Source organism: Mycobacterium terramassiliense (assembly GCF_900157385.1).
Taxonomy (GTDB): Bacteria; Actinomycetota; Actinomycetes; order Mycobacteriales; family Mycobacteriaceae; genus Mycobacterium; species Mycobacterium terramassiliense.
Window position 1 is genome coordinate 1,030,620 of sequence record NZ_LT717700.1, and the last position, 24,001, is coordinate 1,054,620.

Consider the following 24,001-nt stretch of genomic DNA (forward strand, 5'->3'; position numbering starts at 1 on the left):
CCCGCGTCCGCGGCGGCGTACCCGGCCGCCCTCGAGGCTCCGTAAGATGGCCGCGTGGCAAGACGCCCCCGCACCGTGGGCCCCACCGCCGAGGACCCGGCCTTCAGCCCGCAACACGCCCTCGAGTTGGTGCGCTCCGCCGTTCCACCCGTTCACCCGGCCGGCCGACCGTTCGTCGCCGCCGGCCTGGCGACCGCCCTTGTCGGACGCAACCACCGATGGGTGCGACGGGCGGGCCTGCTGGCCGCCGCCGCCTGCGCGGGGTTCTTCCGGCACCCCAAGCGGGTGCCGCCCACCCGGCCGGGCGCGATCGTGGCGCCCGCCGACGGCGAGATCTGCGTGATCGACTCGGCGGCCCCGCCCGCCGAGTTGAGCATGGGCGACACCCCGCTGCCGCGGGTCAGCATCTTCCTGTCGCTGCTGGACGCCCACGTGCAGCGGGCCCCGGTGAGCGGCGCGGTGATCGCGGTGCAGCACCGGCCGGGCCGGTTCGGGTCGGCCGACCTGGCCGCGGCCAGCACCGAGAACGAACGCACCAGCCTGCGGATCCGGACCGACACCGGCGCCGACGTCGTGGCCGTGCAGATCGCGGGACTGCTGGCGCGCCGCATCGTCTGCGACGCCCACGTCGGGGACAAGCTGACGGTCGGTGAAACCTACGGCCTGATCCGGTTCGGCTCGCGGCTGGACACCTACCTGCCGCCCGGGACGGAACCGCTGGTCAAGGTCGGCCAGCGCGCCGTCGGCGGCGAGACCGTGTTGGCCGAGCTGCCATGACCGACAAGCCCCGCGGCAGGCGCACGGTGAACCTGCAGATCCTGCCCAGCGCGATGACGGTGCTGTCCATCTGCGCCGGGCTGACCTCCATCCGGTTTGCCCTTCTGCACCAGCCGGTGCCCGCGATGGCCCTGATCGTCGCCGCCGCCATCCTGGACGGGCTCGACGGCCGGGTGGCCCGCATGCTCGACGCCCAGTCGCGGATGGGCGCGGAGATCGACTCGCTGGCCGACGCGGTGAATTTCGGGGTGACGCCCGCGCTGGTGCTCTACGTGTCGATGCTGTCGCGGTGGCCGATCGGCTGGGTGGTGGTGCTGCTGTATGCGGTGTGCGTCGTGTTGCGGCTGGCGCGCTACAACGCGCTGGCCGACGACGGTACACAGCCGGCCCATGCGCACGAATTCTTCGTCGGGATGCCGGCGCCCGCGGGCGCGGTCTCGATGATCGGCCTGATGGGGCTCAAGCTGCAGTTCGGTGAGGGCTGGTGGACCTCGGTGTGGTTCCTGTGCATCTGGGTGACCGGGACGTCGATGCTGATGGTCAGCGGGATCCCCATGAAAAAGATGCACGCCGTGCGGGTGCCGCCGAACTACGCCACCGCGGTGCTGCTGGTGCTGGTGGTCTTCGCCGCCGCCGCGGTGTTGCAACCCTTCATCACGATCTGGGTGATCATCATCGCCTACCTGTGCCACGTCCCGTTCGCCGTCCGCAACAAGCGCTGGCTGGACAGGCATCCGGAGGTGTGGGGCGACCAGCCCAAGCAGCAGCGCGCCGTGCGGCGCGCAAACCGCCGGGCGCAGCCGAGGGGCCGGTCGATGACGCGGTTGGGGCTGCGGAAGCCGAGCGGGCGCCTGCGATGATCCCGGCCTCCGGCGAGGGCCGTCAGCTCACCCTCACCGCGCGGCTGAACACCTCCGCCGTCGACTCGCGCCGCGGCGTCGTCCGGCTGCATCCGAATGCCGTTGCCGCCCTTGGCATCCGGGAATGGGACGCGGTGTCGCTCACCGGATCGCGGACGACGGCGGCGGTCGTCGGCCTGGCCGGCCCGGACACGCCGGTCGGCATCGTGCTGCTCGATGACGTGACGCTGTCCAACGCCGGGCTGCGGGAGGGCACCGCGGTGATCGTCGGCGCGGTCGTCGTCTACGGTGCGCGCTCGGTGACGCTGTCCGGCTCGTCGATGGCCGTCAACTCCATCACGCCGGTCACGCTGCGCCAGGCGCTGCTGGGCAAGGTGATGACCGTCGGCGACGCCGTGTCGCTGCTGCCCCGCGATCTGGGGCCGGGGACCTCGACGTCGGCCGCCACCCGAGCGCTGGCCGCCTCGGTCGGGATCAGCTGGACCTCGGAGCTGTTGACCGTCACCGGCGCCGATCCCGAGGGCCCGGTCAGCGTGCAGCCGAACTCGTTGGTCAGCTGGGGAACCGGGGCCCCGGCCGGGATTCCCGGATCGCACCAACAACTGAGCACCGGCACCCCGGAGATCCTCATCGAGGAACTCAAGGGCTCGCAGCCGCAGGCCGCCAAACTCGCCGAATGGCTCAAGCTCTCGCTCGACGAACCGCACCTGCTCAAGAGCCTGGGCGCCGGCACCAACCTCGGGGTGCTGGTGTCGGGCCCGGCCGGCGTCGGCAAGGTGACGCTGGTGCGCGCGGTGTCCGACGGGCGCAGGCTGATCGAGCTCGACGGGCCCGAGGTGGGCGCGCTGGCCGCCGACGATCGGCTGAAAGCGGTTGCCGCGGCGGTGCACAAGGTTCGCGACGGCGGCGGGGTGCTGCTGATCGCCGACGTCGACGCGCTGTTGCCCGCCACCGCCGAGCCGGTGGCCGCCCTGATCCTGGGCGAGCTGCGCACCGCGGTCGCCACCGGTGGCGTCGCGCTGATCGCCACCTCGGCACAGCCGGACCAGCTCGACGCAAGGATGCGCGCGCCCGACCTGTGCGACCGCGAGCTGGGCCTGGCGCTGCCCGACGGCGGCACCCGCAAGGCGCTGCTGGAGGCGCTGCTCAAGCCGGTGCCCACCGGCGATCTGCAGCTCGACGAGATCGCAGCGCGCACACCGGGTTTCGTCGTCGCCGACCTCGCCGCCCTGGTGCGCGAGGCCGCGCTGCGGGCAGCGTCGCGGGCCAGCGCCGACGGCCAACCGCCCAAGCTGAGCCAGGACGACCTCGTCGGCGCGCTGACCGTCATCCGGCCGCTGTCCCGTTCGGCCAGTGCGGAATTGACCGTCGGGAACGTCACGCTCGCCGACGTGGGCGACATGGCCGAGGCCAGGCAGGCGCTGACCGAAGCGGTGCTGTGGCCGCTGCAGCATCCCGACACGTTCGCCCGGCTGGGCGTCGACCCGCCGCGGGGGGTGCTGCTGTACGGCCCGCCCGGGTGCGGCAAGACGTTCGTGGTCCGCGCCCTGGCCAGCACCGGCCAACTGTCCGTGCACGCCGTCAAGGGCTCCGAGCTGATGGACAAGTGGGTGGGCAGCTCGGAAAAGGCGGTGCGCGAACTGTTTCGGCGGGCCCGGGACTCGGCGCCGTCGCTGGTTTTCCTCGACGAGGTGGACGCGCTGGCGCCCCGGCGGGGGCAAAGCTTCGACTCCGGTGTGACCGACCGGGTGGTGGCCGCGCTGCTGACCGAGCTGGACGGGATCGACCCGCTGCGCGATGTCGTGGTACTGGGCGCCACCAACCGGCCCGACCTGATCGACCCCGCCCTGCTGCGGCCCGGCCGGCTGGAGCGGCTCGTGTTCGTCGAGCCGCCCGACGCCGCGGCCCGCGGCGAAATCCTGCGCACCGCAGGCAAATCCATTCCACTGAGCGACGACGTCGACCTCGACGAGGTGGCCGCCGGCCTCGACGGCTACAGCGCCGCCGACTGCGTGGCCCTGCTGCGGGAGGCCGCCCTGGGCGCCATGCGGCGATCCATCGACGCCTCCCACGTGACGGCCGCCGACCTCGCGGCGGCCCGCAAGACCGTGCGCCCGTCGCTGGATCCCGCGCAGGTGGACGCGTTACGCGCGTTCGCGAAAACTCTCTAACACTGCCCGAACCGACGCCGCGACGTCGGCCTCCAGCCATTTCGGCATCGGCTCGTCGTGCGCATGGCGCCGCACCACCGCATACGGCAGATCGGCGACCGCCCGCGCGACGGCATCGACCGATCGTCTGTCCCCGCGCCCGTACAGCTGCCGCGCCAGGGCCGCGACGCGCGCGCTCAGCGGCGCGTTCATGGCGGCGAGCGTCTCCCGGAACGCCGCGTCCGGCTCGCCGTCGAGCAGGTCGCCCGGTCGGATCGTCAGCAACAGCCGGGCATCGTCGGGAAGGTCGCGCGCGAAACCGATGCCCGCCACGGCCATCGCCACCGCGGTGTCGGCGGGGGTAGCGCCGTCGGCGGCCAGCGCCCGCGCCTGAAAGCGTTCCAGTGCCCGCAGCCACGCCGCCGTCAGGATGCCGTCGCGATTGCCGAACCGGTGATACAGCGTGCCCGCGGGCGCGCCGCTCGCCTTGGAGATCGCCGCGACGCTCGCGGCGCGCGGCCCGCCGTCGAGCACGAGCGCGCGGGCTGCGTCGAGGATCACATCGGTTTCGTGCTTCCGCGGTGGCGCCATGATCTAGTACATTCCTTCTATATGGAACGATTACCCTATATCGATGAGCATGCCATAACCGTCGACGCGAATCGCGAAGACACGTGGTCGGCGCTGCTGCGGGTGATGTGCCGCGACCCGCACGACCCCTCGACCGTCCCGGCCGGGTTCGTGTTGGACGAGGCGACCGCTCCCGAGCGGTTCGCGCTGAAGGGCCGCCACCCGTTCGCGATCTATCGCTGGGTGTTCGAGGTGGAGGCCGAGTCGGCGCGCCGCACCCGGCTGCGCGCGCTGACGTGGGCGGCGTTCCCCGGCCTCCACGGCAAGGCCTATCGCGCCCTCGTCATCGGCACCGGCGGTCACCGCGTCGCGGTGCGGTGGACGCTGCAGCGCATCGCGGTGGCGGCGACCGGAGCCGATTACACCGACGTCTTCGAAGCGCCGATGGCTCAGGGTGATTCGCGCACCGCCGAGCAAGCCTTCCGCGACGCCGTGGGCGATCGGCCGGCCGCGGGCGGGAGGTGGGTGCTCTGGATTCACCGCCACGTCCTGAGGCTTCGGCTGGGCCCGTATTCCTCGCCCCAGCACATCATCGGTTGGCCGATCACGCGCTCGGATCGCGACGAGGTCGTGCTGACGACGGGCGGTCCGCTGCTGCGCGGCGAGCTGACGCTGCGCCGCCGGGACGGCCGGGCCACGCTCACCACCCGCGTGCGCTACGGCCACAAGATCGCCGCCCGAACGGTCTGGGCCGTGATCGGACCGCTGCATCGGGACGTGGCGCCGCAACTGGTGAAACGCATTGCGGCACACGCGTGAACCGTGTCGCTCGTTCGTTCGTGACCACGTAGCTGTAACCCGGTCGCCTACCTAACAGCATGGAGAAGAGTCCATGAACGACGAGTCGCCGCGATGATCACGGCCGCGCAGACCACGCGCGTCATGACGGTGGCGATCCTGGTGTCGACGGTCGTCTTCCTCGACGGCACGGTGGTGAATCTGGCTCTGCCGGCCACCGCGCGCGAGCTGGGCGGGGGCATGTGCTCGCAGCAATGGGTCGTCGACGGCTACCTGTTGGCCGTGGCGGCCATGGTGCTGCCGGGCGGCGCCATCTCCGATCTGTTCGGTCGCATCCCGGTGCTGCGCTTCGGCCTGGCGGCCTTTGGGGCGGGTTCGGTGCTGGCGGCCACCGCGGGCACCCCGGCGACGCTGATCGCCGGGCGCCTCGTCCAGGGGTTGGGCGGCGCGTTTTTGGTGCCCGGCTCGCTGGCACTGATCAACTCGTCGTTCGACCCCCCCGACCGGCCCGCGGCGATCGGGTCGTGGACCGCCTGGACCAGCACCGCCTTCGCGGTGGGACCGCTGCTGGGCGGGCTGGCCGTGGACTTCCTGAGCTGGCGCTGGATCTACGTCTTGTCGGCGATCCCGATGGCCATCGGTTTCGCGCTGACGTTTTCGCTGCACCGGACGCCCGCGCCCGCCGATCGCGCCCGGGTCGACGTCGCGGGCGCGGCACTGTCGGCGGTCGGACTGGCCGCCACGGTGTACGCGCTGATCGAGCAGGGCCGCCGGGGCTGGGGCGATCCCCTGGTCCGGGCGGCGCTGGCGGTGGGGATCGCGGCCCTGCTGGCGTTCGTGGCGTGGCAGCGTCGCACCCCGCACCCGATGCTGCCGCTCAGCCTGTTCGCGACCCGCAATTTCGCCGGGGCCAACATGGTCACCGCGTTCGTCTACGGCGGCATCACGATGGGCTCGTTGGCCCTCGGCCTGTACCTGCAAGAGGTCGCGGGGTATTCGGCCACCGCCGCGGGCCTGACGACCCTGCCCAGCCCGATCATGTCCTTCGTGTTCGCCCGCGGCGTCGGCGGATTGGCCGCCCGGCTCGGGCACCGGGTCTTCCTGATCGTCGGTCCGGCGCTGGCCGGGGCGGGGCTGCTGCTGATCCGCCCCACCGCGCACGGATTTCACCTCATCTCCGACGTGCTGCCGGGCAGGATGCTCTTGGCCGTCGGCATGGTCCTGGCCATCACGCCGCTGACCGCGGTCAGCTTGTCCGCCGTCAAGTCCGCGCACAGCGGCATCGCCGCCGCGATCCAGAACGCAACGGGGCGCACCTCCGCGCTGATCGCCGTGGCCTGCGTGGGACTGATCACCGCCAACCGGCTGACCGACGCCAGCTTCACCCGGCTGCTTCAGGTCAGTGCGGCATTGTTCTTCGTGGGCGCCGTCATCGGTGGCCTCGGCATCAAAAACGCGGTCGCACCGGCGCAGCCCGCTGCCGACACGATGACGTTGGAGCTCCACCCCGCGCGGTAGCGCTACTGTCATCGACCATGACGCAACGCCCCACCGCCCTGCAGGTCGTCGAGGGAATCGACCTGTCGGGCAAGACGTGTGTGATCACGGGCGCCTCCTCCGGCTTGGGCCGCGAGTCGGCGCGGGCGCTGGCCGCCGCCGGCGCGCACGTCGTTCTGACGGCACGCGACCCCGACGCCCTGGCGCACACGGCCCAGTGGATAGCGGGCGAGGCGCCCGGCGCCCGGATCTCGGCGGTGCCGCTGGACCTCACCGCGCTGGCCGGCGTTCGCGCCGCGGCGAGCGCGATCGGCGACATCGCACCGGTGATCGACGTCCTGATGAACAACGCCGGCGTCATGTTCACGCCGTTCGGCCGGACCCGCGACGGTTTCGAAACCCAGATCGGCACAAACCATTTCGGGCACTTCGAGCTCACCCGCCTGCTCGTCGCGCAACTGGCCGCCGCGGGAAGCGCGCGCATCATCGCCCTGTCGTCGGGAGGCCACGTCATGGGTGACGTCGACTTCGACGACCCCAACTGGGAAAGCAGGGAATACGACAAGTTCGTCGCATACGGCGCGTCCAAGACCGCGAACATCCTCCACATCGTCGAGGCGGACCGGCGGCTGCGGGGGTCGGGAATCCGCGCCTACGCCGTGCACCCGGGCACCGTGGCAACGTCACTGGGGCGCTACATGTCCCGCGCAGACTTCGCCCGGCTGCGCGAGCTGACCGCCGCCCGCGCCGGCGCCCTCGACCTCGTCACGCCCGAGCAAGGCGCGGCCACCCAGGTGTGGGCCGCGGTCAGCCCGGAGCTGGCAGGCAGGGGCGCCCTGTACCTGGAAGACTGCCGGATCAGCGACGCGGTCGCGCCCTACGCGCGCGACGAGCAGCGTGCGGCCGACTGGTGGATCATCTCCAAAAAGTGTTGTGACAGAGCATGATTCGAGTGCGCTCGCAGGCATTCGAGTGCGCGCGCCGGGCGGCATCATGACCGAAATCGCGCCGTGGGTTCACAGTCAAGTGCGTCAACGCACGCTCGGCAACCCGAGCGAGTCACGGCTCCGGCAGCTCCCGCCAATCCGCCGACAGCCGCGAGCTGAACCGCGGCGGCCGGCGATCCAGGAACGCGCTGACCCCCTCGCGGGCATCGGCGGTGCCCATCACGCGCTGGTGCAGCTGGGTTTCCAGCGAAGCGACCTGCCGCGGGGTGTAGTCGTTGATCGCGCTGTCCCACAGCAGCCGCTTGCACAGCGCCGCCGACATCGGGGCCACGTGGGCCGCGATGTCGCGGGCCATCTCGCGCGCGTGCTCGAGCACCCGCTCGGCCGGCAGCGCCCGATTCGCGACGCCGAGGGCCACCGCCTCGGCGCCGGTGAAGGTGCGGCCCGTGAGCAGCAGCTCGGCGGCCACCCCCAGCGTGGCCAGATGCGTCAGGGTCCAGTGCGACGCGCAGTCGGGGATCACCCCCCGGCGCACTTGCACCACACCGTATTTGGCGTCTTCGGCGACGATGCGGATGTCGGCCTGCAGCGCGATCGTCAGGCCGATGCCGATCGCGTGGCCGTTGAGGGCGGCGATCACCGGCTTGCGCAACTCGAACGCGGCCGGGTCGATCGGCGACGCCGAAAAGCCGCTGTCGTCCGCCGGGGACTCGAACGGCGAGATGTTGCCCGAGAAGTCCGCTCCCACGCAGAAGGCGCGGCCCGCCCCGGTCACCACGAGGGCGCGAACGGCGTCGTCGCCGTCGCACTCCCGGTAGGCCCGGCTCAGCAGCCGGCCCATGTCGGCGGTGTAGGCGTTGAGATGGTCGGGGCGATTCAGCGTCAGCACCGCCACGCCCTCGCTGATGTCGACAGTCACGTCGGCGCTCATCACGTTGCCCCCTATTCGGACAGCTGGAACTCCACCATGTCGGCAAGCGCGTCCACGGCATCGTCGAGCGCCGCGAATCGATCGGCGGCCGACGGCGCCGACAGCACGCTGTAGCGGTCGGCCGTGCCGATCGGGATGCGGGACGCCAACGCGAACAGCCGTTGCCCGGCATCGCCCTCAACGCGACCCAGGAGCTCTTCGCGCTCGGGCAGCCGGGCATCGCGGACCGCGGCTATCCGCTCGAACAACGCCATCACGCGGTCCTCGATCTCGACCAGCTGCGCGGCGGTCACCGGCTCCCCCGGCTCGTCGGGCCACACGGTCACCGTCGCGCGCGGATACGGATCGTCGGGCAGCCACTCGCGCACCCGGATCCGCTCGCCGGTCCGGCAGCGCAACGCGTATCGGCCCGCACCGAGGTCGGCGTGTTCGGCGATCCGGGACAGCACGCCGACGTCGCATCGCGCATCGCCGCCGCCGACCTCGCGGCCCCGCGCGATCAGCACGACGCCGAACGGTTCGCCGTCGTCCAGGCAGCGCCGCACCAGCGCCGCGTAGCGGGGCTCGAAGATGCGCAACGGCAGCTCCTCGCCGGGCAGCAGCGCCGACTCGAGCGGGAACATCGCCCGCTCAACGGGTTCGGTGCCGGCCATCAGATGTCCAGCTCCGCCACCAGCGCGTCGACGACCGCGCGCAGGTCGCCGTCGTGTTCCTCGGCCACCCGCCGCTGGCGCTGGTAAGACGCGCCGTGGGCCGCGATGTCGGCCACCGCGCGCAGCTCGTCGGCGCACTGCAGCGACTTCGCGACCGGCTCCAGCCGGGTCAGCACGTCGTCGAGGTCGTCGGTAACCAGCCGCTCGTTGCTTTCGGCGTCCAGGATGATCACCGCGTCCAGGCCGTAACGGGCGGCGCGCCACTTGTTCTCCTGCACGTGCCAGGGCGGCATGGTGGGCAGGGTCTCGCCCGCGTCGAGCCTGCGGTCGAGGTCGACGACCAGGCAATGCGTCAACGCGACCAGCGCCCCGAGCTCGCGCAGGTTGGACACGCCGTCGCAGACCCGCACCTCGAGGGTGCCCAGGTGCGGCGAAGGCCTGATGTCCCAACGAATTTCGTCCATGTGGTCGATGATGCCGGTCTTCTTCTGGTCGTGCACGAAACCCTCGAACTCCGACCACCGCTGAAAGTGAAACGGCAACCCGGCGGTCGGCAGTTGCTGAAACATCATGGCGCGGTTGCTGGCGTATCCGGTGTCCTCACCGCCCCACCACGGCGACGACGCCGACAGCGCCAGCAGGTGCGGGTAGTACTTGAGCAGTGAGGTCATGATCGGCATCACCTTGTTCGCCGAGGAGATCCCGACGTGGACGTGCACCCCCCAGATCATCATCTGGCGGCCCCACCACTGGGTGCGTTTGATCAGCTCGGCGTAGCGCGGGGCGTCGGTCAGCTTCTGGGCGGACCACCGGGCGAACGGATGGGTGCCCGCGCAGAACAGCTCCATGCCGCGGTCCCGGACCACCCGGCGGGCCGGGCGCAGCGTCTCGCCCAGGTCTTCCATCGCTTGCGCGGTGCAGTCACAGATGCCGCTGACCACCTCGACGGTGTTGCGCAGCAATTCCTTGTGCACGCGCGGGTTTTCGCCGATCTCGGCGATGACCGCGGTGGCCTCGTTGCTCAGGTCGCGGGTCTGCGCGTCGACGAGCGCGAACTCCCACTCCACCCCGATCGTCGGGCGTGGCGAGGGTGCGAAATCGATGCGGGTTCGAGACCTGCTAGCCGGCGCCGATGACACCGCACGCCACCCGCTTGCCGGCGTCACCGGTCGTCATCGTCATCTGGTCGGGGCCCGGCGTTCCGTTGGTTTGGCTGTAGCGCTCCGGCGGAATGTTGGCGAAGTTGTCGGCGCCGGCGTGAATGACAATCGCCGTCTTCTCGCCGGACGTCAGGTCCTCCATGGCGAACGCGTCCGTGGTGGTGACCAGCATGCCCACGCCGTCCTTGCGGACCTGAAGCGACGTCAGGTCGCCGCTGGCCGGCTCGGCGGAATGCCCGGGCGCCTGGAAGTGGCCGCCGGCGGACAGGAAGTCGCCGGGCGCGCCGCCGGTCGGGGCCGTCGAATTCGGCTCGCACTTGCCCACCTTGTGGATGTGCACCCCGTGAAAGCCGGGCGCGAGGTGCCCCGGGCCGGACGTCGCGATGGTGATGGTGGCGTAGCCGTTGCTGAAATCGAACTTTGCGGTCGCGACCTGGATGCCGTCGGGCGTCTTCAGCTGGGTGGTCAGGCTCTGCCCCGCCGGCTGCTGCTCGGCGCCGTCGGTGCCCGAGGTGGGCGACGGCGCGCTCGCTCCGGTCCAGATCGCCGGCGTGGTGCCGGGGACCGTCGACGCGTGCTGGGGCGACGAGCACGCACTTACCAATGCGATTGCGGACACGGCGGCGGCAGCGGCATTGCGGTGCTTGGGCATAGCGGAAGCCTAGCCCGACGGTCCGCGAAATTGGAGCAGCGCCAACGTCAGCCCGTCACGAGCACGATGACGCCGGGCGGCTGGGCGCTCAGCGCCGGAATCCGCGGCTGGACGGGCGCTCCCAGGTTTTTCCCCACCGCGTCGGCGGTGGCGTGCTCACCGTCGGCGTCGGTGTAGTAGACGGTGGTGGCCGTCACGTCCGACAGCGGCAGGTTGCCGACGTCGGTCACCTTGAAACCGGCGGCCGTGAGCTGATCCTTGGTGCGCGCGGCGACGCCCTCTTTGTTGGAGATGTTGTAGATGCGAACCTCGGCCTGGTTCGCCGGTGCGCTGCTGGTGGTCGCCGACGAGCTGACGCTGCTGGTCGCGCTGGACACGGCCGACGCCGAGTCGTCGTCGGACTTCCCCGAGGAACTCAGCGCCTGCCAGCCGAGCAGCAGGAAGATGACGCCCAGGAACAGCAGCACCATCACCATGGCCCGGAGGGGCAGCCCCGTGGAATCGGGAACGCGCTCTTTCATCGAGCCCACTGTAGCGAGTTAGGTCACCTCGAAGCCGAGGCGGCGGGCGGCCCGCGCCTTTTGCCGGCTGGCGCGCAGCCGTCGCAGCCGCTTCACCAGCATCGGGTCGGCGGCCAGCGCCTCGGGTCGATCGACTAACGCGTTGAGCACCTGGTAGTAGCGCGTCGCCGACATCGAGAACAACTCCTTGATGGCGTCTTCCTTGACCCCGGCGTACTTCCACCACTGGCGTTCGAACGCCAGGATGTCGTGTTCACGGCGGGTGAGGCCATCGGCGATGTCAGCGTCGTCCCCCGATCGATTTGCCCGCGCCATGGCGCTGTCCATATCGCTTCCCCTGGACCCTTCCGGCGATGCTCAACGGGTTTCGAATGACTCATATATAGGGGCGTGTTTCGGCGAATATTGAACCACGCCGCGAACCCTCAAGCCGTAATGCAGACCCGCGAGTCGGCCGATTGGCCGCGATTCGCCCCGGCTCCCCCGCCCCGCATCATCGACCCGATCGCCCGCCTCTCCCCCGCAAGCGGGGGGACCCCCACCTCACGCCGCCTTGCGGCGTGCATCGTCGACCCGCCTAAGCTTTCCGACCATGGCAGTCGTACCCATCCGGATCGTGGGAGATCCCATCCTGCACACCCCGACGGCGCCGGTGCCCGTCGGCGCCGACGGTTCGCTGCCGGCCGACCTGCCCGAGCTGATCGCCACCATGTACGACACCATGGACGCCGCGCACGGCGTCGGCCTGGCCGCCAACCAGATCGGACACGGGCTGCGGCTCTTCGTCTACGACTGCGCCGAAGACCGCGGCCTGACCGACCGCCAGCGCGGTGTCGTCATCAACCCGGTGCTGGAAACCTCCGACATCCCCGAGACCATGCCCGACCCGGGCACCGACGAAGAGGGCTGCCTGTCCGTCCCGGGCGAGTCGTTCCCCACCGGCCGCGCGAAGTGGGCGCGGGTCACCGGGCTCGACGCCGACGGCAACCCGGTGACCATCGAGGGCACCGGCCTGTTCGCGAGGATGCTGCAGCACGAAACCGGCCACCTGGACGGCTTCCTCTACCTGGACCGCCTCATCGGCCGCTACGCCCGCAGCGCGAAACGGGCCGTGAAGTCACACGGCTGGGGCGTTCCGGGGCTGTCGTGGCTACCGGGCGAAGGGCCGGACCCGTTCGGTCACTGATGGTTTCGTGGCCCGACCTGGGAACCCGGGTGACGGTTCGCTACCGGCGCCCCGCCGGGTCGGTCCCGCCGCTGACCGATGCCGTCGGCCACCTGCTGGCCCTCGATCCGGTGGTGCGGGTGCGGACCAAAACGGGCGCGGTGGTCGAGTTCGCGCCCGCCGACGTGGTCGCGCTGCGTGCGCTGACCGACGCGCCGGTGCGCACCTCCGCCATCCGGGCGCTCGAGCACGCGGCCGCCGCGGCGCGGCCCGGCGACGAACACGCCTGGCTGGACGGCTGGCTGCTGCGCTCCGGGCGGGGGGCCGGCCCGGCCGCCAATTCGGCCATGCCACTGGATATCTCGGCCCGGCCCGCCGCGATCCCCGAGATCGTGACCTGGTATGAGCGTCGTGGCCTGACGCCGCGGCTGGCCATCCCGGAGCGTTTGCTGGCGCTGCCGCCCGGGACGGCGGCCGAACACACGGAGCAAATCCTGGTATGCGACCTCGCGGGCGTGCCGCCCGGGCCACCCGACGGCGGCACCTGGCGCGCGGCGGTCACCGAGGCGCCCGACGGCACCCGGTGGGTGGGGCTGGCGGCGGCGCCGCGCGAGGAGGCGTTGGCCTGGGGTGCGAGCCGCGGGGCCACCCGCGCCTACGTGGAGCTCGACGACCGGGACACCGACGCGATCGCCCTCGCCGCGTCCCTCGGCTTCCGACTGCACCACCGTCGCCGCTACATCCGGGCGCGGCCACTGGATACCGTCTAGCCATGGCTGACGGAACGGTTGATGGCGGCGACACACTGCGCCCGGCTTCGCCGCGCTTGCGGTCGCCGCTTCGGCTGGCCACCTGGAACGTCAATTCGATTCGCACCCGCCTGGACCGCGTCCTGGACTGGCTGGGCCGGGCCGGCGTCGACGTCCTGGCCATGCAGGAGACCAAGTGCTCCGACAGCCAGTTCCCCACCCTGCCGTTCTTCGAACTCGGCTACGAGGTCGCACACGTCGGCTTCAATCAGTGGAACGGCGTGGCCATCGCCTCTCGCGTCGGCATCGACGACGTGCAGGTCGGCTTCGAAGGCCAGCCCACCTGGAGCGGCAAGCCCGAGGTGGCCGCCACGGCCGAGGCGCGCGCGCTGGGCGCCACCTGCGGCGGCATCCGGGTGTGGAGCCTCTACGTGCCCAACGGCCGCGCCGTGGGCGATCCGCACTACGCCTACAAGCTGAATTGGCTTGCCGCGCTGCGCGATACGGCGGCCGGCTGGCTCCGCGACGATCCCGCGGCCCCGATCGCCCTGGTCGGCGACTGGAACATCGCCCCGACGGACGAAGACGTGTGGAGCACCGAGTTCTACGCCGGCGCCACGCACGTCTCCCCGCCGGAGCGCCGCGCGTTCGAGGCCATCGTCGATGCGCAATTCACCGACGTGGTAAGGCCATTCGCCCCGGGCCCGGCGGTCTACACTTACTGGGACTACACCCAGCTGAGGTTTCCGAAGAACCGGGGCATGCGAATCGACTTCATCCTCGCCTCGCCGGCGCTGGCCGGCCGCGTCACCGGCGCGCAGATCGTCCGGGACGAACGCAAGGGCAAGGCGCCCAGCGATCATGCGCCGGTGCTGATCGATGTGAGGAGCATTTGAGCCCGGTCTGAAGTTTCTCGTTGTACGCGCGTTTGCAACGTGGCAGGCTTTCGCTATCGAGCACGAATTCGTTGTTGCTGTTAACTTTGCGTTCAACGGGTACACAGGTAGCCGCGCGGTTCCCAGCGAGAGCGACTAGATACCAAGGAGTGATCATGGGTGTCGTCGGCGGTGCAGTCCGCAACGTGGGCAAAACCGTGGGTCGCGCGGCGGACGCGACCACCGCGGCAGCGGGCGCTGTCGGCGGCGCCGCGGTCAATGGAATCGTCGGCGGCGTAACGGGAGCCGCGGAGGGGATCAAGCGCGGAATCAGCAGCGGCAGCCATTCGACGCCGGCCGCGGCGTTGGCCCTGGGCGCGATCGGCGTCGCCGGTCTGGTCGAGTGGCCGGTGTTGCTGGCCGTCGGCGGCGGCGCCCTGTTGCTGCACCGGATGCAGCGCAAGCCCGACGGCCCGGCCTCGCCGAAGGCCAACCTCAAGCCGGTGCCCTCCGAACCCGCGCCGAAGAAGGTCACGCCGGCGAAGGCCGCCGGCAAGCCCGCGGCCAAGAAGGCCGCCGGGCGGCGTGCCGGTGCCGCCGAGTTGCGCAGCACCAACTGAGAACCGTTTGAGCCGCCCTTGAGCATTGTCACGTCGTTACAGCGATCGACGCCGCTGCGGGCGCTCACCGGACTGGCTCAAGAGGTCCTGGACATCGCGGCGATTCCGCTGCGCGAGGGCGCCCGGGCGCTCACCGGCGACCTGCCCCACGAAACGCTGAGCCGGCGCTGCTGGCGGGGCGAGAGCCGCGCCTGGATCGAGGTGCGCGGCCTGGAGGAGGGGGACCCGGGTGAGCTCGGAGTCGCCGTGCTCGACGCGGTCCTGGGGCACCCCGGCGTGACCTCGGCCAGCCTGAACCACCCGTTGTCGCGCGTCGTCGTCACCCTCGACGGCGATACCTCGCTGCGCGACCTTTGCCGCGTCATCGATGACGCCGAAAAGCGTTGCCGCACAACGAACAAGGCGTCGTCGACCACCCTTCCCGGCGACGGCGTGGTGGCGGCGACCCGGGCCGTGACGCTGGCCGCCAACGCCGCGGGCCTGGGCGTCGCGTTGGCCGGCCGGGCGCTGCGCTGGCCGCGGTTGCCGATCGGCGTCCAGGCGCCCATCGTGGCGCTGGACTACCAGCCCTGGCTGCGGCGCATGCTCGAGGACCGCATCGGCGGGCCCGCGACGGACACGGCGCTGACGCTGGCCATGGCGGCGGCGGAAACCGTCACGCTGGCCCCGGCGTCGCTGTCGGTCGGCCTGCTGATGCAGTCGCTCAAGGCCGCCGAATGCCGCGCCGAGGCCGCGGCGTGGCGCAGGCACGAACCCGAGCTGGCCCGCTACGCCGACCAACCGCCCGGCGACGCGTCGCCGCCGAGGCCGCCCCGCGCCCGAATCGTGGAGCGCAACGCCGGCCGTTTCGCGCTCGTCCAGGCGCTCGGCGCCGGGCTGGTGGGCGCCACCACCCGCAACCTGAACATGGCCGCCACCGCGGTGCTGGTGACCGCCCCCAAGGCCAGCCGCACCACGCCGGAGGCGTTCGCGGCGGCGCTCGGACGCGGATTGGCCGACCACCACGCGGTGCTGTCGTTGCGGCCCGACGCGCTGCGCCGCCTGGACCGGGTCGACGCGATCGTCATCGACCCCCGCGTGTTGTGCACCACCGGGCTGCGGGTGGCGCGCATCCGCGGCGCGGGCGAGCTCGAGCTGTCCGCCGCGTGGGACCGCGCGCAGCGGGTGCTGGAGCGCAACGGGCACCGGCCGGGCTGGCACCGGGTGCCCGGGGCGTCGGCCGGCGAACCGGGCTCGGCGGTCGAGGCGCTGTTCCGCCCCGGCCACGACCCGTTGGCGTCGGCCGTGGTCGCCGAGGCGCACCGCACGGGAGCCGAGCTGGTCTCGGTCGACGTCGATTTGCTGGGCGAATTGCGGCCCGCGTTCGACGACTTGAAACCCGTGCAGGGCGGGGGCTCCATCGACGACGCCCTGGCCCGCGCGGTGGCGGAGCTACAGCGGGCGGGTCGCACCGTGGCCGTGCTGTCAGCGCTTGGCGCGCAGGCGATTTCGGCGGCCGATGTGGCCCTGGGCGTGCTGCCGCAGCCCGGCGCGGGCCCGCCGGCGTGGTGCGCCGATCTGCTGCTGCCCGATCTCGCCGCCGCGTGGCGGGTGCTGCACGCGCTTCCGGCGGCCAAGGCCGCCACCCAGCGCGGCGCCGGGATCTCGGCCGGCGCGACGGCCATGGGCTCGCTGCTGATGATCCCCGGCATCCGCGGCCTGGGCCCCGGGCCGGTGACCACCGGCGCGGCGGCGGGCGCGCTGTCCGGGTACCTGTTGGCGCGCGGGACCATGGCCGCGGACCTGCCGCGGCCGGCGTCCGCACACGAATGGCACGCGATGTCGGTCGATCAGGTGCGCAGGGCGTTGCCACCCCCCGACGCGGAGGCGGACGCCCGGCCCGCGGGCTGGGCCGACGCGCCCCCGAACGCGGTCTGGCAGCTGCTCAAGGCCGTCCGCGCCGAGCTGACCGACCCGCTGACCCCGGTGCTGGCGCTCGGCTCGGCGGCCAGCGCGGTGCTCGGTTCGCCCGTCGACGCCGTCCTGGTCTTCTCGGTGCTGACCGGCAACTCCATCCTGGCGGCCAGCCAGCGGCTGCGCGCCGAGAACCGCTTGAACCGCCTGCTCGAGCAGCAGATCCCGCCGGCCAGGAAGGTCGGGACCGGTCCCGACGGGGAGCGGGTGTACACCGACGTCATCGCGGCGCAGTTGCGCCCCGGCGACGTCATCGAGATCCGGACGCACGAGGTGGTGCCCGCCGACGCCCGGATCGTCGAGGAGGTCGACGTCGAGGTCGACGAGTCGACCCTCACCGGCGAGTCGCTGTCGGTGGAGAAGCAGGTCGACGCCACACCGGGCGCCGACCTCGCCGAGCGCCGCTGCATGCTGTACGCCGGGACCACCGTGGTGGCCGGCACCGCGGTCGCCGTGGTGACCGCGGTGGGGGCCGACACCCAGGAACGCCGGGCCGCCGAGCTGGTGTCCGGCGACCTGTCGTCGGACATCGGCCTGCAGCACCAGCTCAGCCAGCTCACGAACCGGGCCTTCCCCGTCAGCCTGGCCGGCGGCGCGCTGGTGGGCGGCCTGGGATTATTGCGCGGAACCGCCCTGCGCCAGGCGGTGGCCAGCGGCATCGCCATCGCCGTGGCGGCGGTGCCCGAGGGCATGCCGCTGGTGGCGACGCTGGCGCAGTCGGCGTCGGCGCGGCGGCTGACCAAGTTCGGCGCGCTGGTGCGCGTGCCGCGCTCGGTGGAGGCGCTCGGCCGCATCGACGTGGTCTGCTTCGACAAGACCGGAACGCTCAGCGAGAACCGCCTGCGGGTGGCGCAGGTCCGCCCTGCGCCGGGGCGCTCTCCCGAGGAGGTGCTGCGCGACGCCGCGCACGCCGCGCCGGCCGCCAACGGCAACCCGCAGGTGCACGCCACCGACGTCGCCATCGTCGAGGCGGCCAGGCGTTCGCTCAACGGCTCCACGCCGGACCCCGAATCCACTGGAATTTCAGCCCACCTGCCCTTCCGCTCCGGGCGGTCGTTCTCGGCCTCCATCACCGGCACCGAGCTGACCGTCAAGGGCGCGCCCGAGGTGGTGCTGGCCGCCTGCGACGACGTAGACAAGAGCGTCGAGGAAACGGTGTCCGAGCTGGCCACCGGCGGCCTGCGGGTGATCGCGGTGGCGCGGCGCCGGCTGACGCCGCAACAGGCCCGGGCCATTCAGGAAGATCCCGACGACATCGCGGAATTCTGCCGCGACGGGCTGACGCTGACGGGGTTCCTCGGCCTGTCCGACACCCCGCGCGCCGAGGCGGTCGGGCTGCTCGCGAACCTGCGCGACCAGGGGGTGGGCGTCAAGCTGATCACCGGCGACCACCCGATCACCGCCCTGGCCATCGCCCGGGAGCTGGGCCTGGCGGTGACCGACGAGCAGGTGATCAGCGGTGCCGAATGGGACTCGCTGTCCCGCAAGGACCAGGCGCGGGTCGTGACGGACCGGGTGATCTTCGCCCGGATGACGCCCGAGAACAAGGTGCAGGTCGTGCAGACGCTCGAGGCGGCCGGCGTGCTGTGCGCGATGGTCGGCGACGGCTCCAACGACGCCGCCGCCATCCGCGCCGCCACCGTCGGCATCGGGGTGGTGTCGGGCGGCAGCGACCCGGCCCACATGGCGGCCGACGTCGTCCTGGTCGACGCCCGGATCGAGGCGCTGGTGGAGGCGATCGCGGAGGGCCGCCAACTGTGGCAGCGGGTGCAGGCGGCCGTGTCGGTGCTGCTCGGCGGCAACGCCGGGGAGGTGCTGTTCGCCGTGATCGGCAGCGCGATCACCGGTACGTCGCCGCTGAACACCCGGCAGCTGCTGCTGGTGAACATGATGACCGACGCGCTGCCGGCCGCGGCCCTTGCGGTCAGCGAGCCGAGCGGCCCGGTCGATTCGGGTCTGCGCGGCCCGGATCAGCCCGCGCTGTGGCGCGCCGTGGCGATCCGCGGGGTCACCACGGCCGCCGCGACGACCGCGGCGTGGGCGATGGCGAGCGTCACCGGCCGCCCGCAGCGGGCGTCCACCGTGGCGCTCGTCGCGCTGGTGGGTGCCGAGCTGGGGCAGACGTTGCTGGATTCGCGGGCCCCGCTGGTGGTGCTGACGGCGGTGGGCTCGCTGGGGGCGATGGGAACGCTGATCAGCATCCCGGTGGTCAGCCAGTTGCTCGGCTGCACACCGCTGGGTCCGGTCGGCTGGGGACAGGCCCTGGGCGCCGCCGCTGGAGCGACCGTCGCGGTGGCCGTTCTGACCCGTGTTGCGGAAGGTTGGGGCACGCGGCTCCAGCCGGGCACACTGCCACCCGGACCTGACGCGCCCGCGACGAGGGGCGAACCGCCCGATCGGAATGCCGAATCTCCACGACCCCGACCCGCCAGAGCAGCGCATAAAGTTCAACCAGGGGCACCTTCAGCACCGAGGCAATCGACGAAACTAGCGGATCGCCCCCGAGGTCGGTCATCGTCGACATAGGTCCGACGTTGGCCTCGCGACCCGGCGGGGCGGCAAACCCTTAGTTACTGGAAGGCAAATGATGGCCGAAAAGAAGACGCGCAGGGGGACCTCGCAGCGCGACGCGGTCCAGAAGATCCGCGAGGGCGAAACCTTCGTGGTGAACGTGCCGGTGGTGGGGCAGGTCGAGATTCCACGCCCGGAACAATTGGCCTATTACGGCGGCCTGGCCGCGCTGGCCGCGTTCGAGCTCATCGACTGGCCCGTCGCCCTGGTCATCGCCGCCGGGCACGTCTTGGCGAGCAACCACCACAACAAGCTCCTCGAGGAGCTCGGCGAGGCGATAGAAGAGGCCTGAGCCGTTGGTGGCGACCCGCTACGCCCGGTTGTTGCGATCGCCACGGGTCGCTCAGGCCCCGGCGACCGCGCGGTCGAACCGCAGGGTTACCCGGGTGCCTCCCGGGGACCGTATGGTGTCGACGCCGTCGGCCAGCCCACCGATCAGCGTCAGCCCGCGGCCGCGGCGCCTGTTGCGCAGGCTGGCCGACGAATCACCGACCCAGCGCCCGCTGTCGCTGACGGTCACCGCGACCGTGTCCTCGTGCAGGAAGGCCTCGACGGTGACGGTCTTGCGGGGCTGGCTGTGGCTGCCGTGCTCGATCGCATTGGTCACCGCTTCCCCGGTCGCCAGCAGGATGTCCTCCTCGCGGCCCGGATCGACGGCGATGCTGTCCAACCAGCCCCGCAGTTGCCTACGCGCGATGGGGATCTGCGCCGGCGCGGCCGGCAGCACCGTGGCGAAGCTGCGCGCGGCCGCGTGGCTCGGGCGCAGCGCCAGCACCACGACGTCGTCGCGATAGCCCGTCGGCGGTGTCATCCGCGCCAGCAACTCGGTGCAGACCGAATCGACCGGCAGCCCGGCGCACCCGGCGGCCGCGGCCTTCAGCCGGGCGAAGCCGTCGTCGAGGGTCTCGCCCGCCCGCTCGATCAGCCCGTCGGTGTACAGCAGGATCATGCTGCCCGGTGTCAGCTCGGCCGTCGCGGTGGCGCCGGCCGGGTGGGCATCCTCGACCGCGACCGGGGGACGGCGGCCCGACTCGAGGAAGACCGGATCGCCGTCGGCGGGGACGAGCAACGGATAGGGATGCCCGGCGCAGCTGTAGCTGACGGTGGCGCCCCCGGAGCCGGCCCCGGTGGCCTCGGTATCGATGAGCGCGTAGGCCACCGTCGCGCAGCGGGCGCCGCTGACGCTGGCCGCGTACCTGTCCAGCGCGGCCAGCACCGCGAGCGGCTCGGCGGCGGTGAGCGCCGAGGCGGCCACCGCGGCGCGCAGCCTGCTCATCACGATCGCCGCGGCCAGGCCGTGCCCGACGACGTCGCCGACCGAGATCCCGATCAGGCCGGCGCGCCCGAGCGGGGTGACCGAGTACCAGTCGCCGCCGACCCGCATCGCTTCGCCGGCCGGCTGGTAGACCGCCGCCACCACCGCGGCGGTCGAGCTGCGATCCAGGTCGAGCAGATGCTCCTGGAAGTCGACCGCGATTCGGTGTTCTCGCGCCATGACCCGGACCCGGTCCAGCGCCGAGGCGGTCAGCTCGGCCACCCGGCCGAACGTTTCGAGCTCGCCGGAGTCGAACTGCCGCGGCGTGGGCCACAGCAGCAGCAGCGCACCGATGACGCGACCGGTGTTGTCCCGCAAGGGATGCGCGACGCAGGCGCGCACGCTGGCGGCGGTGTCGCGCACGGCGTGCTGGTAGCGCGGGGGCAGGTCGAAGGTGTCGGGGACGACCATCGGCTCGCCTCCGCTGATGACGTCGGCCCCGATCAACGGCGAGTCCAGCGCGGCCACGTGGTAGCGATCCCGCACCTCCACGGGCAGATCGCCGGCGTACTCGAAACGGATGTGGTGCTCCCCGTCGAGCGCCCCGATCGTCACCGCGGCGGGATCGCCCGCCCCCGGTGGGTGGCCGGTCAACGCGTCCAGAATGCCGGCCACCGAGTCGGTGGCCTGCAGGGCGGCGTCGAGGTGCGCCAGGTCGAGCTGCGCCTCGCGCCGCTGGCGGTCGCGCTCGCGGGCGACCGCCGCCAACCGCGACGCCACCCGGTCGACCAGCTCCTGGGAGCGGAACGGCTTGGGCAGGTAGTCGTCGGCCCCGCCCGCGAAGCCTTCGTCGATGGCCTCCGCGCCGGCCCGGGCCGACAGCATGAGGACGGGCGTGGCGGCCAGCGCCGGGTCCGCGCGGATCGCCGCGACCAGGTCGAAGCCGCTGAGGCCCGGCATCATGACGTCCGTCACGATCGCGTCCGGGTGCAGCTCTTTGGTGAGCGCCAGGGCCGACTCGCCGTCGGCGACCAGGACGGTCTCCCAGTGGGCGGACAGCACGCGGTCCAGGTGCGCGCGCATGTCCGCGTTGTCGTCGGCGATCAGCACCAATTGGCGGGCGCCGTCGGCGTCCGGGTGTGTGGCCGCCGCCAGCCACTGACCCGCCTCGACCACGTACGGATTGCTCTCGTCCGGCATGGCGGCCGGGGATTGGTCGGTCGCCGCGCCCCCGATGGACCGCGGCAGCCGGATGGTGACCGTCGTTCCGCGATCCAGTTCGCTGTCGATCTCCACCGTCCCGCGTTGCAGTTCGACGAGCCCGCGCACCAGCGCCAGCCCGATTCCGGTGCCCTCGACGCTGCGCCCGCGCATGTTCTCGGCCCGGTAGAAGCGTTCGAACAGGCGGCCCAGGTCCTCGGGCGCGATGCCGACTCCCGTGTCGCGCATCGTGATCCGGCAGTCCGCGGCTTCGGCACGCACCTCGACCGAAATGGAGCCCCTCAGGGTGTATTTGACGGCGTTGGACAGCAGGTTGAGGACGATCGTTTCCCACATGCCCGGATCGACGTCGGCCAGCGCGGGCTCGCAGTCCAGAACCAGATCCAACCCCGCCCGCTGGCACAACTCTGTGAACGAGGAGGCGATGTGCTCGGTGAGCGCGCCGACGTCGGTGCACACCAGCTTCGCGTTCGCCCGGCCCGCTTCGATGCGGGAGAAATCGAGCAGCGAGTCGACGAGGCGCAGCAGGCGGCGCGCATTGCGTCCCGCGACGCTCAGCCGATCCGCCAGCACGCTCTCCGGCGGCGCATCGGCCAGCGCGTCGTCGAGCGGCCCGAGCAAAAGCGTGAGGGGCGTGCGGAATTCGTGGCTGACGTTGGTGAGAAACGCCGTCTTGGCCCGATCCAGCTCGGCGAGCGCGTCCGCTCGCTGCCGCTGCTGCTGGTAGGAGACCGCGGACGCCAGCGCAGACGACAGCTGGTCGGCGAGCAGCTGGCAAAAGCCGCGGTACATCGAATCAAGCGGGCGCCGCGGGCTGGCCCCGATCACCAACGCCGCGGTCTTGGCGTCCTCACCCAACGGCAACACCAGGGCTTCCCGCGGGGCGTACTCGCCGAGAACGCCTGCGATGCCGGGGATCACGTCTTCCAGCCGGTCGATGAGGTGTGCGGTCGTCCGCGAACGTGGCGCCGTGCCCGGGCCCGTCAGCTCCGCCAGCGAGCGCGGCAGCAGCTCCCGGATCGAGTGCGTCGCTCCGCTCAGTGCGCCGTCGAGGTACACGGCGATGAACGGTAGGTCCAAGGGTTGCGCGCCGCACACCGAAACGGCGCCTTCTACGGCGTCGTCGATACCGTGGGATTCCATCACAGCGCTGGCCACCGCATTGACCAGGTGGAGGCGACGCTCGCTCAACACCCGCTCGGTGGTTTCCCGGACGGCGCAGAAGATTCCGTAAACGTCTCCGCCGCTGCCGATCAGCGGGCTGTAGCTGAACGTGAAGTACCGCTCCTCGAGCTGGTCGCCGGTCAGCAGCGGCAACATCAAGTCGTCGGACCAGGTCGCTACGCCGGTGTCGATGACGCTGTTGAGCATCGGCTGAATCTGTCCCCAGATCTCCCACCACACCTGTTCCGCGGGGCGCCCCAGGGCGGCCGGATGCTTGTTGCCCAGGATCTGCGCGTAGGCGTCGTTGTACATCAGGAACAGGTCCGCCGGCCCCAGCCACAGCACGATGGGAAACCGCGACGTCAAGGCGACCGCGACGGCCACCCGCGCCTCGGCCGACCATTCGTCCGGCGTCCCCAGGGGATGGTTCGCCCAGTCGAACTCGGCGAATCGGCGACCCATCTCGCCGCCTAAGGCGGCCGCGGCCGCCAGATCAGCCGGCAGGCCAGGGTTCATTGCCGGCGGTTGCGCTGCAACGCATCGGCCAGCGTCGGAGAGATGTCGAGGATGCGGTCCAGCTCGGTCACCTGGATCGGGCGGAGCACGTGGTCGTGATCGGCCACCAGACGGACCGACGTACCGGCCGCCTTGCCTTCCTCGTGGCACTCGAGCACCGCGTTCAACGCCGCGCTTCCGAAGAAATTGACCGACTGCAAATCGACGATCACCAGCCGCTCCGGGTGCGTCGCGGCGACCTGGAGGGCGGCGGTTAGGTGGGTGGCGAGCTCGCCCACGTTGCTGGAGTCGATATCACCCTTGACGCGCACGACTACCGCATCCCCATTGGCCTCGTGGCCGACCGCCAACACTTCCATGCCCTTCCCCGACTTCGTGCGTTCGCATACAGCGCTG

The 24,001-nt window shown here is 71.7% G+C and carries 21 protein-coding genes and 1 pseudogene; 12 read left to right on the forward strand and 10 right to left on the reverse strand.

Annotated features, from left to right (window positions below):
* Positions 1–54: 54 nt before the first annotated feature.
* The 3 genes from MTAB308_RS13110 to MTAB308_RS13120 are packed head-to-tail and all read left to right on the forward strand — an operon-like array spanning position 55 to position 3,808.
* Positions 55–777, forward strand: a complete 723-nt coding sequence (locus MTAB308_RS13110) for a phosphatidylserine decarboxylase (RefSeq protein ID WP_077099800.1) — start codon at positions 55–57, stop codon at positions 775–777.
* Complete coding sequence (gene pssA, locus MTAB308_RS13115; protein WP_077099801.1) at positions 774–1,637, forward strand: CDP-diacylglycerol--serine O-phosphatidyltransferase; 864 nt, start codon at positions 774–776, stop codon at positions 1,635–1,637. Before MTAB308_RS13110 ends, pssA begins: the two co-directional genes overlap by 4 nt.
* The gene (locus tag MTAB308_RS13120; RefSeq protein WP_077099802.1) at positions 1,634–3,808 is read left to right on the forward strand and encodes an AAA family ATPase; all 2,175 of its coding nucleotides are present in this window, start codon (positions 1,634–1,636) and stop codon (positions 3,806–3,808) included. The genes pssA and MTAB308_RS13120 overlap by 4 nt, the downstream gene beginning before the upstream one ends.
* Here MTAB308_RS13120 and MTAB308_RS13125 read toward each other — a convergent pair.
* On the reverse strand, positions 3,782–4,378 hold the full coding sequence (locus MTAB308_RS13125; RefSeq protein ID WP_077099803.1) for a TetR/AcrR family transcriptional regulator: 597 nt from the start codon (positions 4,376–4,378) through the stop codon (positions 3,782–3,784). The genes MTAB308_RS13120 and MTAB308_RS13125 overlap by 27 nt on opposite strands.
* 21 nt (positions 4,379–4,399) lie before the next feature.
* Here MTAB308_RS13125 and MTAB308_RS13130 point away from each other — a divergent pair, with 21 nt between their 5' ends.
* From MTAB308_RS13130 to MTAB308_RS13140, 3 genes are all read left to right on the forward strand, one after another.
* Positions 4,400–5,176, forward strand: a complete 777-nt coding sequence (locus MTAB308_RS13130) for a DUF2867 domain-containing protein (protein ID WP_077099804.1) — start codon at positions 4,400–4,402, stop codon at positions 5,174–5,176.
* 93 nt (positions 5,177–5,269) lie between these two features.
* Complete coding sequence (locus MTAB308_RS13135) at positions 5,270–6,673, forward strand: MFS transporter (protein ID WP_077099805.1); 1,404 nt, start codon at positions 5,270–5,272, stop codon at positions 6,671–6,673.
* 17 nt (positions 6,674–6,690) lie between these two features.
* On the forward strand, positions 6,691–7,599 hold the full coding sequence (locus MTAB308_RS13140) for an SDR family NAD(P)-dependent oxidoreductase (protein ID WP_077099806.1): 909 nt from the start codon (positions 6,691–6,693) through the stop codon (positions 7,597–7,599).
* A 112-nt stretch (positions 7,600–7,711) separates the two neighbouring features.
* Here the strand turns inward: MTAB308_RS13140 and MTAB308_RS13145 are convergent, their stop codons facing one another.
* Genes MTAB308_RS13145 through napA form a run of 6 tightly spaced genes read right to left on the reverse strand, consistent with a single transcriptional unit; the run spans position 7,712 to position 11,843 of the window.
* Positions 7,712–8,530: an enoyl-CoA hydratase-related protein gene (locus tag MTAB308_RS13145; protein WP_077099807.1), complete on the reverse strand. Its 819-nt coding sequence runs from the start codon at positions 8,528–8,530 to the stop codon at positions 7,712–7,714.
* 11 nt (positions 8,531–8,541) lie between these two features.
* Positions 8,542–9,183 carry an LON peptidase substrate-binding domain-containing protein gene (locus MTAB308_RS13150; protein ID WP_077099808.1) on the reverse strand — a complete coding sequence of 214 codons (642 nt, stop codon included), beginning with the start codon at positions 9,181–9,183 and terminating at the stop codon, positions 8,542–8,544.
* Complete coding sequence (locus MTAB308_RS13155; RefSeq protein WP_077099809.1) at positions 9,183–10,322, reverse strand: glutamate--cysteine ligase; 1,140 nt, start codon at positions 10,320–10,322, stop codon at positions 9,183–9,185. Before MTAB308_RS13155 ends, MTAB308_RS13150 begins: the two co-directional genes overlap by 1 nt.
* Complete coding sequence (sodC, locus tag MTAB308_RS13160) at positions 10,303–10,995, reverse strand: superoxide dismutase[Cu-Zn] (protein WP_077099810.1); 693 nt, start codon at positions 10,993–10,995, stop codon at positions 10,303–10,305. The genes MTAB308_RS13155 and sodC overlap by 20 nt, the downstream gene beginning before the upstream one ends.
* 47 nt (positions 10,996–11,042) lie before the next feature.
* Positions 11,043–11,516 (reverse strand): LytR C-terminal domain-containing protein, encoded by a 474-nt coding sequence (locus MTAB308_RS13165; RefSeq protein ID WP_077099811.1) that lies wholly within the window; start codon positions 11,514–11,516, stop codon positions 11,043–11,045.
* Between the two features lie 18 nt (positions 11,517–11,534).
* Positions 11,535–11,843: a nucleoid-associated protein NapA gene (napA, locus tag MTAB308_RS13170; RefSeq protein WP_066917645.1), complete on the reverse strand. Its 309-nt coding sequence runs from the start codon at positions 11,841–11,843 to the stop codon at positions 11,535–11,537.
* 265 nt (positions 11,844–12,108) lie between these two features.
* On the opposite strand from napA, the gene MTAB308_RS13175 reads away from it, so the two are divergent.
* The 5 genes and pseudogenes from MTAB308_RS13175 to MTAB308_RS29790 all read left to right on the forward strand — a co-directional run.
* Positions 12,109–12,702, forward strand: a complete 594-nt coding sequence (locus MTAB308_RS13175; protein WP_077099812.1) for a peptide deformylase — start codon at positions 12,109–12,111, stop codon at positions 12,700–12,702.
* Positions 12,702–13,451: a GNAT family N-acetyltransferase, cg3035/Rv0428c family gene (locus tag MTAB308_RS13180; RefSeq protein ID WP_077099813.1), complete on the forward strand. Its 750-nt coding sequence runs from the start codon at positions 12,702–12,704 to the stop codon at positions 13,449–13,451. The genes MTAB308_RS13175 and MTAB308_RS13180 overlap by 1 nt, the downstream gene beginning before the upstream one ends.
* 2 nt (positions 13,452–13,453) lie before the next feature.
* Positions 13,454–14,326, forward strand: coding sequence for an exodeoxyribonuclease III (locus MTAB308_RS13185; protein WP_083746517.1), 873 nt, complete (start codon positions 13,454–13,456; stop codon positions 14,324–14,326).
* Positions 14,327–14,481: 155 nt separating this feature from the next.
* Positions 14,482–14,925: a hypothetical protein gene (locus MTAB308_RS13190; RefSeq protein ID WP_077100172.1), complete on the forward strand. Its 444-nt coding sequence runs from the start codon at positions 14,482–14,484 to the stop codon at positions 14,923–14,925.
* A gap of 1,818 nt (positions 14,926–16,743) precedes the next feature.
* Positions 16,744–19,122: pseudogene (locus tag MTAB308_RS29790) on the forward strand (cation-translocating P-type ATPase); the annotation flags it as partial.
* On the opposite strand, the gene MTAB308_RS29795 reads toward MTAB308_RS29790, so the two are convergent.
* The gene (locus tag MTAB308_RS29795; RefSeq protein ID WP_342744155.1) at positions 19,088–19,402 is read right to left on the reverse strand and encodes an Rv1535 domain-containing protein; all 315 of its coding nucleotides are present in this window, start codon (positions 19,400–19,402) and stop codon (positions 19,088–19,090) included. The pseudogene MTAB308_RS29790 and the gene MTAB308_RS29795 overlap by 35 nt on opposite strands.
* 63 nt (positions 19,403–19,465) lie before the next feature.
* Here MTAB308_RS29795 and MTAB308_RS13200 point away from each other — a divergent pair, with 63 nt between their 5' ends.
* Positions 19,466–19,741, forward strand: coding sequence for a hypothetical protein (locus MTAB308_RS13200; RefSeq protein WP_108637317.1), 276 nt, complete (start codon positions 19,466–19,468; stop codon positions 19,739–19,741).
* Positions 19,742–19,792: 51 nt separating this feature from the next.
* Here MTAB308_RS13200 and MTAB308_RS13205 read toward each other — a convergent pair whose 3' ends face one another.
* Complete coding sequence (locus MTAB308_RS13205) at positions 19,793–23,551, reverse strand: ATP-binding protein (protein ID WP_245831387.1); 3,759 nt, start codon at positions 23,549–23,551, stop codon at positions 19,793–19,795.
* Positions 23,552–23,601: 50 nt separating this feature from the next.
* Positions 23,602–23,964, reverse strand: a complete 363-nt coding sequence (locus MTAB308_RS13210) for an STAS domain-containing protein (protein ID WP_077099817.1) — start codon at positions 23,962–23,964, stop codon at positions 23,602–23,604.
* Positions 23,965–24,001: the final 37 nt, after the last annotated feature.